Below are 13,031 nucleotides of genomic sequence, written 5' to 3' on the forward strand. Positions count from 1 at the left end.
ACTTGAGGTCAGGCGGGCGGGGTGCGCAGGGCGAGGACGGCCATGTCGTCGTGACCGTCGCTGGGGTGGTGATCGGCCAGTGCCTGAACGAATTCCGGCAGGGGCAGGGCGGCGTACAGGCTGGCGAGTTCGGCGAGCTCGTCGAGGCTCTCGTCGATGGGCCGGGCAGGATGTTCGATCAGCCCGTCCGTGAAGAAGACCACGGTGGAGTCGGGTGGCATGTATCGGGAGTGATCGGGGCGGGGTTGTTCGGGGTCGACCCCGAGCGGCAGCCCCGGCTCGGCGAAGAGGAATTCCGCCCGGCGCCCAGGGACGATCAGCAGTGGCGGGACGTGGCCCGCGCTGCTCCAGTGGAGGCGCCAGCCCGGCTCGGCCGGTTCGATACGCGCCAGCGTTGTGGTGATGACGGGATTGCTGGTGATGGCTTGCAGTGTGCGGTCGAGCTGGGCAAGGACGGCGCCGGGCGCACTGCCGCGCTCGAACAACAGTGCGCGCAACATGTTGCGGGTGGAGGCCATGGAGGCCGCGGCCCGCATATCGTGACCGACCACATCACCGATGACGACCGCCACGACGTTGCCGGGCAGCGGGATGGCGTCGTACCAGTCACCGCCGAGCTGACTGGGCTCGGTCGCGGGCCGGTAGATGGCGGCCGCGGTGAAAGGCCGCAGGTCGGGAAGCGTCGGCAGCAGCAGCCGCTGGAACTGCTCGGCTCCGACCCGTACCCGCTCGAACAGGCGGACGTTCTCGATCGCGATCCCGGCGGCGCCGGCCAGGGCGACGACGACGTTCTCGTCGTGAGCGTCGAAAGGCCGCCCGTCACGGCGCTCGGAGAGGTAGAGGTCACCGTAGATCTCGCCGCGGACACTGATCGCGACTCCGAGCAGGGTACGCATACACGGATGACCGGGCGGGAACCCGGTGGACGACGGATGAGCCAGGATGCTCTCCACACGCAGGGGCTCAGGGTGGCGGATCAGGTGCCCGAGGACCCCCATTCCGCGAGGGAAGCCGGTCTCGGCCAGTTCAGCGCGTTCCTGTTCGGACAGACCGGCGGCGATGAACCGCTCCAGGTGGTCTCCGGACTCGTCGAGCACGCCCAGCGCCCCATAACGGGCACCCACCAGATCCATGGCAGTGGTCACGATGCGGTGCAGCACCGCGGGCAGCTCGACCTCCCGGCTGATGGACACCACCGCGTCCAGCAGGCCCTGCAGCCGGTCCATGGCACCCAGCAGAGCCCGCAACTGCTCGTCGATCCGGCCCAACTCGGCACGCAGACGTTCGTGCAGGTCGGGAACATGCGGCTGCCTCGGGTGAGTGCCTCTCTCGATTCCCGCCATCACAAGCGCCCGGGGACCATGTGGCTGATCTCGGTCGCCTTCAGTGCGCGGTGATCGCTCCGCACCGATGCCGGGTCCGCCCACACGATTGAGGAGTGCATTTCGGCCTCCTGGCAGGACCCTCGGCGATCGAGGTCATGGCGTCACCCGACATAAAGGGCAACGAATTCATTATTTCAAATATGTGGGGATGGCGTCGCCGGCGCCCGAAGGGCCCGTCGGCCGAGAAGGTCTACACCCGTGTCATCGGTCCGCCGGAAGCGTGACCACAGTGGTTGCGCAGGACAGGTGCAGGCGGTTGGCGGCGAGGGCGGTGCGGCCGACCGTGAAACGCACGGGTGCCTTTCCGTCGTTCGGGATGCCGCTGCGGAAGGTCCACGGCGGGCGGTGCGTCTTCAGGTCGAGGGCCAGGAGCGGCTGCGGGACGTCCTTCGTGTCACGGTAGAGAATCCCGCCGTGGATGACCGGTGGGGGCCAGGTCTTCGTCATGGTGTGCAGCGGATACGACCACAGCAGCTCTCCGTCGGAGGCCCGCAGCGCCAGGAAGTCGTTGGCCGAACCCGGTTTCGTACGTGCGTCGCCGGTGGTCAGTCCCGTCACGTAGACCACGCCGTCGACGACGGACGGGGCCCCGTAGTAGGAGAGTCCGCCGGTGGAGGCCTCGCGCTTCTTGCCGAAGCGCCACACGGTCCTGCCGGTGGCGGTGTCCAGTGCGTGCAACTCGTTGCCGCCGATGTACATGCGGCCGTCCGCGATCGACCGGCGATGGACCTTGCCGAGCGTGTCGATTCCTCGGGGTGGCCGTACCCGCCGGCGTGCCTTTCCGTCGGTGGCGGCGACGGCGGCCACCTCCTTCACCGTGCCGTAGATCAGCAGGTCGTCGATCACCGTGCCCGACAGCGGCGGCTGTTCGGTCTTCAGCCGCACCAGCCGCCGCCGTTGACCCGTGTCGGCCGCGAAAGCAGCGATCGCACAACCCTGGTCGTACTGCTGGCTCCGCACATGGAGGAGGTCCGCGGTCGCGGCCAGGAGATCGCCCTCCTGAACGTTCAGACGCTTCAACTCGCCCGTGAACTCATGGAGTTGGCCGGTGCGCGTATCGAGGCGGAGCGGTCTCTCGCCGTCTCCGGGGTACTGGGGCTGTCCTCTGACGAAGCTCCCCGCCCCGGCTTCCTCGAAGGAGGCCGCGGAACCGGCGCTCGAGGGCGCTGCGATCGGCGTCCGGAAGCAGTTCGCCGGCCGGGATGAGCAGCGGCCGTGGAACGCCCGGCACAGGGCAGCTCTGACGGAAGGGCGGGCGACCACGTCGCCTTCTGCCCGATGCCGGCCGCGCGGACGATCGATCCCGGGTGAGCGTCTGCTCTCAGCCCGAGGCGTCGATCTCGGCGTCCGCGACGGCGATGGCGATGCCGAGCGCCGTGGCGATGTTGCCCGCTGCCGCCATGACACGGGCGGTGCCCACGATGGGCGCGATGGCGACCAGGACGTCCTGCACCTGGTCGTCGGTGAGGCCGGTCTTGAGCGCGGGGTCGATATGGGCCACATAAGAGACGGGCGGGGCATCCGAGGCGGCGAGCGCCGCGATACGCGTGAGGATGAGCATGTCCGGCGCCAGCCCGCAACGGTCGATCGAATCGGCCGTCATGGCGGCAAGGGTGTCCAGGACAGGGGTTTCAGATGCAGTGGACATACCGCATGACCTCCTGGTGAGTTTCGAGCCCGAGGGAGATATGAGGCGGAACGAACCGAGCCCGGGAGCGTCAAGCTCTCCTTAACTCTAGGCCCCTTCCAGGCCTCGTGCCTGGAGCGTATGGTCCGCCGTCGCGCAGGGGTCGGTGTGCCCATTCATGACTCTGCCCGGCACTTGTTTCGTCAGCACCGACTTGCAGGAAGTCGCATACGGGATGCCGTCCGCAGATGCGAGATCAAGGTTGCCGTGATCGGTCAGGTGGTTACCGCGTGTGCGACGGCGCGCCTTTGTGACCTGCACAGATGGGATACGGACTGCCCATCGGGCACTGCCGGTCAGACACCCCGAGGTGCGACGTCGCTCCTCGGAATGGCTTCGCGTGCGGTCTCCCGATTGCATCTGCTGGGCGCTATGGTCTGCGCCCCAGGTGAGAGTCGCTGGTTCGCGATGGTGAGGTGCGAGGGACCCGATGGCCACGGAGCCGTGGAGCACGAGGCGAGGGGCGCCGCCCGGCGGTCACGAGGGGTGGCCGCGCATCTGGAGTCACCGTGAGCGGCTCCTGGAGGTGGCGCGGCGCGGATCCATGAGTGCGGAGGACGCCGAGGACGCCGTGCACGAGGCGATGCTACGTGCCGTGGAGCGGCCCGAGTTGGACGGCGAGCGGCTCGGCGACTGGCTGAGGACGGTCACCGTGCGGCTCTGTGCCGACCGGTACCAGCAGGTCCGCCGGGAGGTGGAGGCGGGCCGTCGAGCCATGGCGGCAACCGCCGGCGCGGCCCCGCTCGACGAGGTGGTCTGCGACCGGGACGAGGCGAGGTGGCTGGCGCGCAGGAGCGGGGAGCTGCCGGCCCGGCAGGCCGAGGCCCTGCGGCTGAGGGCCGAGGATCTCGACGTGGGGCAGGTGGCCCGGCGGATGGGGCTGAGCTATCGCACGGTGGAGTCGCTCCTTGCCCGAGCCCGGCGCACCCTGCGCCACGCGCTGGCCGGCACTCTGGCCGCCTGGTCGTGTGTGTATCCGGTGCGGCGGCTGGGCGTGGCCGGTCAGGCGGCGGTCGCCTCCACCGCGGCGGCCGTGGCCGTTCTCGGTCTCGCCGTGCCGGCGCCGTTCCGGCCCGCGCCGCCGCGTCCCGCTCCGTCTGCCGCTCGGCAGACGCACCCGGTACAGGCCTCGTCCGTGCCCGACAGGGTCGTCAAGGCGGTGCCTTCTGCGACCGGTTCCGCCGCTGATCCCGGCCGCGGCGCGCGCCCGGCCCGCGGCAGCAGTGCTCCGACGGCGGGCCGTACCGGCCTGGGCTCCGGGCTGTTGGGGCTGCCGGGGGAGTCGGCGATGCCCCGAGTGAGCGTCCCGTCCGTGCTACGCCCTCCTTCGCTTCCCTCTCTTCCCTCGCGTCCTGAGCGGCCTTCCGCCACGGAGCTCGGCCTCCCCGCTGTTCCCACGGCGTCCGAAGTGCCGAAGACACTGCCCTCCGCCCTGCCGTCCGATGCGGTGCCGCCGTCTGACTGAGCCGACGCCGGCGGCCGACGGTCGGCCCCGTGGGAGCTGCGCGTCCTACGACGACTTGGGTGAGGGGAACAGGGGGGAAGGGCTGTACCCGGGTGACGGCAGCCGCAGGGAGGGCAGGGGGATCGGTTTCGGATCGCCGGACGGGGGCCGCTCGGTCGGCAGACCGGGCGTCTTCGGCTTCGACGTCTTCTCTTCCTTCTCGTCGTCCGAGGGGCTGCTCCGCCCCGAGGGTGTGGCGGGCTGCTTCGACTCGTGGTCGCCCTTGTCCGGCTGGTGCGACGGTTCGCTCTCGCCAGGGTGTCCCGCGGTCGCGACGGCTCGGTGCGCGTAGACCCGCATCCAGCTCAGCACCAACTCCAGGTAGGAATCGGAATGGTTGTAGGCGAGCACGGCCTTGCGGATACCGGCGTTCTGCGACAGGTCGCCGCCCGCCGTGCACAGATACCGCCCCGCGGCCAGCCAGGCGTCGTCGATCTGGTGCGGATCGCGTACGCCGTCGCCGTTGCCGTCGCTGCCCCAGCGCCGCCAGGTGGACGGGATGAACTGGGCGGGGCCGACGGCGCGGTCCCAGACACGGTCCCCGTCCCAGGCACCGTGGTCGCTGTCGCGGATGGCTGCCACGCCCGGGCTGCCGTCAAGTCGCGGACCGAGTATGGGACTTCGTGTACGGCCCTGCGCGTCCAGGGCGCCACCGCGGGCGTGCCCGGACTCCACCCGTCCGATCGCCGCGAGCAGCGGCACCGCGATCCCGCACCCCGGCGCCTCGGACGCCAGCTCCTTTGCCGCGCCCCGGTATGCCGCGAGGACCCGGCCCGGAATCCCGTACGCCGTCGGCAGCACCGGCAGCGCCTCGGCTGCGCCGCCCTTGCCGTTGTCCTTGAACGGGACCGGGCGCGTCCCCGGGATCACCGCCGGCGCATCGGGATACAGGGGTGGGCTGCCGCCACTGGCCTGGGACGGCGCAGTGGACGGGCTTGCGGCCGCCACCGGCGACAGGCCGGCCAGCTGCCAGACCGTGACCGTCGCCATGCCGCCGGTCGCGGCGACGGCGACCGCCCCGCTGAGGATCTGGTGCCAGAGCAGTGATCTGCGCTTCCCGCCGCGGCCGCGGGCGCGGATGTTGTCTCGGCCGTCACGTCCCGAACGTCGACCCGCACGGCGGTCCGTCGGGCGTTCCGTGGCGCGGTCCCCGTCCATGGGCCGGCTCACCAGCAGAACGCCTTTCCTCCGGACATGGCCGTCCATTTGCCGCCCGAACCGCGCATCCCGAAGGCGCACTTGGTGTCGGAGGTCCCCTTGCCCGCGACGTAGGTCAGCGGCACGGTCAGGCCGTCGAAGCGCTGCCCGCGGAAGGTGGTGAGTTCCTTGATCAGACCGGCCCTGCTGATCTCGCCCGCGCCGCGCACCGCCTTCTCGAACACCTTCGCAGAGGCCCAGCCCTGCGCGGCCGCCGGACCGGGCGCCTTCCCGCCGCCGTACTTGTTCCAGGCGGAGTTGAACTGGCCGAACCCGGCAGCTGTCGAACCCGTGAAGGGGAACGTGGGTGTCACTGCCAGTACGTTCTTGAGGCCGGGCTTGGAGGCGGTGGCGCCGTCCACCGTGGCGCCCGGCTGCAGGAACTGCGGGGTGAAGTTCTGCCGGCTGCACGACGAGGCGACCCTGCTCACGGTGTTGGGGTCACCGGTGACCAGCATCAGCTCGACGCCCGCGTTGCGTGCCTGGATGCACTCGGCCGTGAAGTCCGGTTGGGTCACCGAGATCTTCGCGTTGTACACGGGATCGAGGCCGTAGCGCTCGGCCGCCTTGCCGCTGCCGAAGAACCGGTCCTGCACATGTGTGCACGCCTCGGAATCGGTGCAGAAGAGAGCGCCGAGCTTCTTGCCCTTGCCGTATTTCGCGCCGACCTGGGCGAGGCCGTCGAGCGCGGAGTTGGTGCCGGGGCACTCGCTGAACAGCATCGGGCTCGCGGTCCATGCGGTGGTCGAGCAGTCGCCGCCGATGACGGGGACCTTCATCTTCTCGACGTAGCTCTTCCAGGCGTTCATGGTCTGCGTGGTGGTGAACGAGGCGACGATCGCGACGACCTTGCGCTGCTCGACCAGCTCCTGCATCTGGCTGCGTCCCTTGGAGGCGTCGGCGCCGTCGTCCATGACGATCACCTGGACCTTGCGCCCGTTGATCCCGCCCTGGGCGTTGACGGTCGCCGCCCAGGCCTGCAGGGCGCGCGGGCCCTGCGCGAACGCGACGCCGCCGGGGCCCGAGGTCGTACCGACGCTGCCGATGACGATGGGCCCGCCGCCGCTCCTGGCCGTCTTGCCTCCGCTGCCGGAGGCGGAGCCGCCACTGCCGCCTCCGCCGCTGGTGCCCGCCCCGCTCCCGGACGCCGCGTCATCCGACGCGGCGTCGCCCGATGGGGCATCGGCCGATCCATCGGCGCCGACGGTGGTGTCCGCACCGGCGGGCCCGGTGGCGACCTGGCCCCCGCCGCCGACGGAACGTACGACGGTGTCGTGGTCGACCCGGCTGCCGCAGGCGGCGAGCGCCAGGCTCAGCGCCGCCACGGCCGCCGCTGTGGCGCGCGTACGGGTTGGGATCATGGTCTCCTCCACGGAGCGGGTACGAAGGCCTGCACGTGCTGGGGTCGGTGGCGGGCCGAGGCGGTCAGGTGTGGGCACCGAGGTACTGCGCGACAAGCCGGTCCCTGTCCAACTCGCCCGGTTCTCCCGCGAATTCGATGCGCCCTCGGTTCATCAGATAGACGTAGTCGGCCAGTTCGAGGGCGCGGGCGACGTACTGCTCGACGAGGAGCAGGGAGCGGCCGTCGTCGGCGAGCCGGCCGAGAAACTCGAAGATCTCGTCGACGACCACGGGGGCCAGGCCCATCGACACCTCGTCGAGCAGCACGTAGTCGGCGTCGGTGACATAGGCGTGGGCGAGCGCCAGCATCTGCTGCTGGCCGCCGCTCAGCGATCCGGCGAGCTGGCCGAGCTTGTGGCCCAGGACGGGGAAGGCCGAGACGGCTCGCTCGACGGCCTCGTCGAGGTCGCCGCCCGCCGCCTGGATGAGGATGTTCTCCTTCACGGTCAGGGTCGGGAACACCCCGCGCCCTTCGGGGACATGGCAGACGCCGTTGCGGGCCAGGGTGTGCGGGCGCTTGCCCGTGAGGTCCTTGCCGTCCACGCTCAGACGTCCGGAGGTCGGCGCAAGGAGGCCGGACGCCACCCTCAACAGGGTTGTCTTTCCGGCACCGTTGGTGCCGAGCAGCGCCACCACGGACTCCGGAGGGAGCCACAGACAGACGTCACGCAGGACGCGTGTGCCGCCGTATCCGGCGCTGATGTTGTCGAGTTCCAGCACTACGCGGCCTCCGATCCCAGGTAGGCGGCGCGCACGGCGGAACTGGCGCGCACCTCGGCCGGGGTGCCCTCGAAGATCATCTGACCGAAGTCGAGAACGTACAGGTAGTCGCAGACCGACATGACGAGGCCCATGTCGTGCTCGACGAGCAGGACGCCGCAGCCGCGTTCGGCGACGACCTCGGTGACGATCGCGCCGAACTTCTCGGTCTCGGCGGTGTCGAGGCCGGACGACGGCTCGTCGAGCAGCAGCATCGAGAAGTCGCCGGCCAGGACCCGGCCGAGGTCGACGAGGCGGCGCTGCCCGGTGGAGAGGGAGCCCGCGACCTCGTGGCGCAGGGCGCGCAGGCCGCACAGTTCGAGGACCTCCTCGGTGGCGGCGCGCACCGCCTTTGTCTCGGCGGGGGTGGACAGGAGCTGCTTGAGGGGGTGGCTGCGGGCCAGTCCCGCCTCGCGCCCGAGGGCGATGTTCTGCTCGACCGTGAGGGAGTCGAACAGGTCCATCCGCTGGAAGGTCCGCCCGAGGCCGAGCTGGGCGCGAGCGGCGGGCGGGCGGCCGGTGATGTCCTTGCCGAAGAGGTGGATCTCGCCCTGGGACGGGCGCAGCAGCCCTGAGCAGGCGTTGAAGGTGGTGGTCTTGCCCGCGCCGTTGGGACCGATCAGTCCGGTGACGCGGCCGAGCGGTGCCTCGAAGGCGGCCGAGTCCACGGCGGTGTTGCCGCCGAAACGGATGGTCAGATCCTTGATCTGCAGGCCCGTCGCATGCGCGGCGGTGGGACGCCCGGTCTCCGTGCCCTGCCCGTCGGCCGTGCTCTCGGTCTTGGTGGCCCGTGCAGTGGACGTACTCGCGGGCTCGGTCGCCCGCGCGGTGGCCGCACTCCCGGTCTCCGTCGGCCTCCTGGAGGCATGGTCCTCGCTCATCGGGTCACCTCCTTTGTCAGTCCCGCGCCGACCCGGACCCTTGTGGGCCCGGCCTGAGCGCGACGCGCCTTCCTGGCCGCCGTCAGACGCTGGGCTGCGGGGCCCGGTGCCTCGAGGCGTTCGTCGGACCGCGAACCCGCCGTCTCCTCGGGCGCCTGTCCGGTGCCGCGGCGCCGGGCCGCGCCCGCCTCGTACAGGGCGACCAGGAGCGCGCCGATGCCGAAGAGCACGGGCAGCGCCTGGGCGAAGGTGTCGTCGGTGAGGTACGCCGGGACCACCGCGACCAGCACCGCTGCGAGGGGCGGGCCCGCCGAGCGCAGGCCGGAGCAGAGCACCAGGACGGTCAGCCAGGTCAGTGAGGTGTACGAGAGGAAGGGCGCGCCTGTCGCCGACTGGCCCTGGGCCGCGTACAGCGCTCCCGCGACTCCGGCGACGAACGCGGAGATGGCGAAGACGGTGACCCGGGTGACGTTCACCCCGAGGCCGAGGGTGGAGAGCGTCGTCGGCGAGTCGGCCATGGCGCGCAGCAGCCGCCCGAGCCGGCTGCGGCCGACAAGTGCGATGAGGAGGGATCCGGCGACGGCGAAGGCGAGCAAGACGTAGTAGAAGGCTTCGTCGCTCTCGAAGAGGCCGGGGCGCGGCGCGGGCAGCGTGTTGGTGGCACCGAACATCCACGACGTGCCGTAGACAGCCCGCTCGAGGAGCAGCCCCAACCCGAAGGTGGCCAGGGCGAGATACAGGCCGGAGAGCCGGATCGCGGGGATGGCCACCAGCATGCCGACCGGCACGGCGACCGCCCCGGCAAGCAGCACGGCGAGCAGCCACGGCACTCCGGCGCCGACCGACAGATGCGAGAACGTCGATGCGCCCACCGCGACCAGGGCGGCGTGCGCGAGCGAGACCTGGCCCGAGGTGCGGACCAGCAGCTGCAGCGAGGCGAAGATCAGCACGAACACCAACGCCGCCGAATACACGGGGAGTTTGGACTCGGCCACGATCGGTATGCCCGCCGCGAGCACGACCGCGGCGACCGCCAGGATCCGCGCGGTGGCACGGCTCACCAACGGCCGGGACACCGGCGCCGGGCGGTGTCCGCCGATCTCGGCGAGTCTGCCGCGGCCGACCACGAGAAGCGCCACGAACAGCACCACGAACGGCATCGCGGGCGGCAGACCCGCGAACGTCTCGGAGTGGGACACCCACTTGGTGGCGAGGGCGGCGAGAACGCCGATGAGCAGGCCGCCGGCGTAGGTCAGCGGGAGGCTGGAGAAGAGTCCGACCGCCGCGGCCCCGTACGCCTGCACCACCAGCAGGGTCAACAGAAGGACGTCCAGGCCGAGTTGCGGGGCGAGCAGCACCCCGGAGGCGGCGGCGAACCAGCAGCCGATGAGCCAGGCACGGCTGCGCACGGCGAACGCGCTGGTGCCGGAAAGCTCCAGGAGATCCGGATCGTCGACGACGGCTCGCATCCGCACGCCCATCGAGGAGAGGCGGAAGAAGGCGAAGAACCCGAGTGCGCAGACCGCCGCCACGATCGCCGAGGTCAACTGGTCGATGCCGACGTTGACTCCGATCACGGTCACGGTGTCGGTCGGCAGGAAGCCGGGGAAGTCAAGGGCGGCGCCGCCATAGGCGGCGAGCAGCGCGCTCATGATGATCAGCTGCAGTCCGATGGTGGCCACCATCTTCGTGGCCGCGGTGCCTGCGGCCAGTGAGCGGGTGACGCGTTCCATGAGCAGCGCGATGAGCGGCGGTACGACGATGACGGCGACGGCGAGCGCGAGGGGCCAGGGCAGTCCGCGCAGGGTGCGCAGGTCGTAGTAGACGAACGCGGACACGGCGGCGACGGCACCGTGCGCGAAGTTGAAGATGCCCGACGTCTTGTAGGTGAGCACCAGGCCCATGGCGGCGAGGCCGTAGACGGATCCGGTGGTGACGCCGACGACGAGGAACGGCAGCAGATCGCTCACGCTGCACACACCCCACAGGGGTCGCCCTCGCCGACACCGACGGGTGTCACGTCCTTGCCCGCCACCAGCGGGCAGCCGGGGTGGTGCGCGCGGTCCATGCCCTCGGCCCGCACCAGCGGCAGAGCGAGCGTGGTGTCCATGGGCCCGCTGCGACGGGTGCGCGTCGCGGGGAACGCGTCCTCGTCGTCATCCACGGGAGCGAGGGCGATCAGCGAGATGCGGCGCTCGCCGAGCGTGCGGCGGGCCCGCAGCAGCCACAGGCAGAGGCCGCCGGCGCAGACCGCGAACCCGGCGACCCCGAGGTTCAGCCAGGCCGCCTGCCGCGCCGTCGACACCGTGCCCCCTGCGCCGAACCAGGCGGTCACGATCAGGGCGAGTCCGGCCAGGGTGGTGCCGCAGACGGTCACCACGTCCCGGTCGCGCCAGGGCACGGTGCGCCCGTCCACGCCGCTCATCGAACCTCCTCTTCGCCGAAAGGGGTCGGAGCGGACCGTTCGGGCTCGGCCGGGGAGGCCGCCGAGCGCGGGGAGACCGAAGCGGTCCGCTCCCGTGCGGGCGATGCCATGACGGCACCGTTGTCGTTCCGGCTCCCGGCGAGGGCGCCGGCGGCACCGTCGACGTCGTCGGCGGACCGCAGCGCCTGCTCGATGCGGTCGAGTTTGCGCCACTCGTCGCGCAGGTCCGCCGAGAGCCACAGCGCGGTCGAGATGCCGAGCAGGAACAGGCTGCCGAGCCCGGCACTGACGACGTACGGCAACTGCTCGGCCGGATACGGCGTTCCGCTCACTCCGCGCCAGCCGACGACGAGGGTCGCGGCGCCCGCCAGTGCGGTGGCCGCAGCGGTCAGCCGGTCCCACTGACTGCGTATCCGGGTCACGATGTCCATCGAGTCTTCACTCCCAACAGGCGCAGCAGGGTGCCGGCGGCGAACGTGGCCACGGCGCCGAACGCGAGCACGATGTAGAGGCCGGTGATACCCATGTCGGTCGGACTGGTGGCCAGTTGGACGGGCCTGGTGTCCGTGGGCGTGGACGAGCCGTCGTCGGACGGCGTTTTCGGGGCGGCCGGAGTGTCGTCGGCCGGTGCCTGCGGGGCCGCGGCGTCCCCGCCGCCGCCCGCGGCGGACGGCGCCTGCGGAACCTGGGCGGGCGGCACGCCTGTGCTGCCGGGCGGCGCCTCGATGCGGCCGGCGTCGGCGGAGGCGCGGCCGAACACGTACGTCACGGTGTAGACCGCGCCGGACTGGGTGTCCTGCTGGCGGGCCTGTACCTCGAGACCGGCCGAAACGATGCCGTGCTCGGTACGCTTCTCGTCCAGGTAGTGGATCTTGATTCCCGCGGCCGCAAGGGCCTTGACCGGATCGGCGGCGTCGGGCAGCGGTGCGGTCTGCCCCACGACCTTGAGTCCGTCCGGGGTGATCTCCACTCCCTGGCCGGCGATCTCGGTGCGGCCGATGCTGAGTTCGGAGTCCCGTGCGACCTTGCCGTCCCGGTCGACCGTGGCGGTCGCGGAGCTGAGCACCCGGCCGAGTTCGAGGACTCCGTTGACGGCCCACGGCTTGGTGTCGGCCGTGGCTGTGGCCTTGCCCGTGAGGGCGTCCGGGTCCACCGATGTGTGGGCCATGGCCGTGGTGGACGCCGCCGCCGCGTCCTGGCCGAGGACCGTACTGGCCTCCGCCTTGGTGGACGTCTTGGTGCTGTGCGAGCGCATGACATGCGGATCCTTGCCGCTGGTGGCGCTCTCGTCGGAGGGGTACGTGGAGGCCGCGTACGCCGGATAGCCGGGGAACTTCTGCCCGGTCTGGCTGCCGATCAGCGCGGGCGCCGAGATGACCGTCTCGCCGGGGTAGGGGCTGCTCGCCCACCCCGACGACTCGCCGACCGCGTAGTCCACACAGGCCCGGGCCACCGGAACACCCACACCGGTGGGCGCCTGCAGCAGCGTGTCGTTGCTCGCGCTCACGGTCACCTGCACGCCCTGCGCCGTCGCGGCCACCGGGCAGTCACTGCCCCCGGAGTCTCCCGGCTCGGCGGCATCGGCCGCCGCCGGCAGGAACACCAAGAGCGCGACCGTGCCCGCCCCGCAGAGCACGCGGGCCCGCTGGGGGAGGGAGAGGGATCCTCGCACGGACATCGATGCCCTTCGCCTAGATTTGACGGACCGTCATATTTGACTGGCCCGCCGCACTCTCTGCGCACGTACCGAGACTCGGAAGGGGTCGCATCGCCGCATCCCGGTGAACGGACC

At 71.2% G+C, this 13,031-nt stretch carries 12 protein-coding genes; 1 reads left to right on the top strand and 11 read right to left on the bottom strand.

The genetic code is table 11. The features are described from left to right. Positions 1 to 8: 8 nt before the first annotated feature. The 3 genes from ACWFR4_RS14315 to ACWFR4_RS14325 all read right to left on the bottom strand — a co-directional run bounded on the left by ACWFR4_RS14315 (position 9) and on the right by ACWFR4_RS14325 (position 3,033). Positions 9 to 1,343 carry a PP2C family protein-serine/threonine phosphatase gene (locus tag ACWFR4_RS14315; protein ID WP_453652625.1) on the bottom strand — a complete coding sequence of 445 codons (1,335 nt, stop codon included), beginning with the start codon at positions 1,341 to 1,343 and terminating at the stop codon, positions 9 to 11. 243 nt (positions 1,344 to 1,586) lie between these two features. Next, positions 1,587 to 2,405 (bottom strand): outer membrane protein assembly factor BamB family protein, encoded by an 819-nt coding sequence (locus ACWFR4_RS14320; RefSeq protein ID WP_453652627.1) that lies wholly within the window; start codon positions 2,403 to 2,405, stop codon positions 1,587 to 1,589. A gap of 301 nt (positions 2,406 to 2,706) precedes the next feature. Continuing rightward, a complete protein-coding gene (locus tag ACWFR4_RS14325) occupies positions 2,707 to 3,033 on the bottom strand; it encodes a carboxymuconolactone decarboxylase family protein (RefSeq protein ID WP_453465258.1) in 327 nt (108 codons plus the stop codon). A 469-nt stretch (positions 3,034 to 3,502) separates the two neighbouring features. On the opposite strand from ACWFR4_RS14325, the gene ACWFR4_RS14330 reads away from it, so the two are divergent. Next, the gene (locus ACWFR4_RS14330; protein ID WP_453652629.1) at positions 3,503 to 4,537 is read left to right on the top strand and encodes an RNA polymerase sigma factor; all 1,035 of its coding nucleotides are present in this window, start codon (positions 3,503 to 3,505) and stop codon (positions 4,535 to 4,537) included. A gap of 45 nt (positions 4,538 to 4,582) precedes the next feature. On the opposite strand, the gene ACWFR4_RS14335 is transcribed toward ACWFR4_RS14330, so the two are convergent. From ACWFR4_RS14335 to ACWFR4_RS14370, 8 genes are all read right to left on the bottom strand, one after another. Further along, positions 4,583 to 5,746 carry a lytic murein transglycosylase gene (locus ACWFR4_RS14335; protein WP_453652631.1) on the bottom strand — a complete coding sequence of 388 codons (1,164 nt, stop codon included), beginning with the start codon at positions 5,744 to 5,746 and terminating at the stop codon, positions 4,583 to 4,585. Then, positions 5,743 to 7,134 (bottom strand): ABC transporter substrate-binding protein, encoded by a 1,392-nt coding sequence (locus tag ACWFR4_RS14340; protein ID WP_453652633.1) that lies wholly within the window; start codon positions 7,132 to 7,134, stop codon positions 5,743 to 5,745. Before ACWFR4_RS14340 ends, ACWFR4_RS14335 begins: the two co-directional genes overlap by 4 nt. 64 nt (positions 7,135 to 7,198) lie before the next feature. Beyond that, positions 7,199 to 7,894 (bottom strand): ABC transporter ATP-binding protein, encoded by a 696-nt coding sequence (locus tag ACWFR4_RS14345; protein WP_453652635.1) that lies wholly within the window; start codon positions 7,892 to 7,894, stop codon positions 7,199 to 7,201. Then, positions 7,894 to 8,814: an ABC transporter ATP-binding protein gene (locus tag ACWFR4_RS14350; protein ID WP_453652637.1), complete on the bottom strand. Its 921-nt coding sequence runs from the start codon at positions 8,812 to 8,814 to the stop codon at positions 7,894 to 7,896. The genes ACWFR4_RS14345 and ACWFR4_RS14350 overlap by 1 nt, the downstream gene beginning before the upstream one ends. Beyond that, complete coding sequence (locus ACWFR4_RS14355) at positions 8,811 to 10,784, bottom strand: branched-chain amino acid ABC transporter permease (RefSeq protein WP_453652639.1); 1,974 nt, start codon at positions 10,782 to 10,784, stop codon at positions 8,811 to 8,813. Before ACWFR4_RS14355 ends, ACWFR4_RS14350 begins: the two co-directional genes overlap by 4 nt. Next, positions 10,781 to 11,239, bottom strand: a complete 459-nt coding sequence (locus tag ACWFR4_RS14360; protein WP_453464314.1) for a hypothetical protein — start codon at positions 11,237 to 11,239, stop codon at positions 10,781 to 10,783. The genes ACWFR4_RS14355 and ACWFR4_RS14360 overlap by 4 nt, the downstream gene beginning before the upstream one ends. Then, entirely contained in the window at positions 11,236 to 11,670 is a 435-nt protein-coding gene (locus ACWFR4_RS14365; RefSeq protein WP_453464311.1) for a hypothetical protein, read from the bottom strand. The genes ACWFR4_RS14360 and ACWFR4_RS14365 overlap by 4 nt, the downstream gene beginning before the upstream one ends. Continuing rightward, positions 11,658 to 12,917, bottom strand: a complete 1,260-nt coding sequence (locus ACWFR4_RS14370; protein WP_453652641.1) for a hypothetical protein — start codon at positions 12,915 to 12,917, stop codon at positions 11,658 to 11,660. Before ACWFR4_RS14370 ends, ACWFR4_RS14365 begins: the two co-directional genes overlap by 13 nt. Positions 12,918 to 13,031: the final 114 nt, after the last annotated feature.

The organism is Streptomyces sp. NPDC055140 (assembly GCF_053607285.1).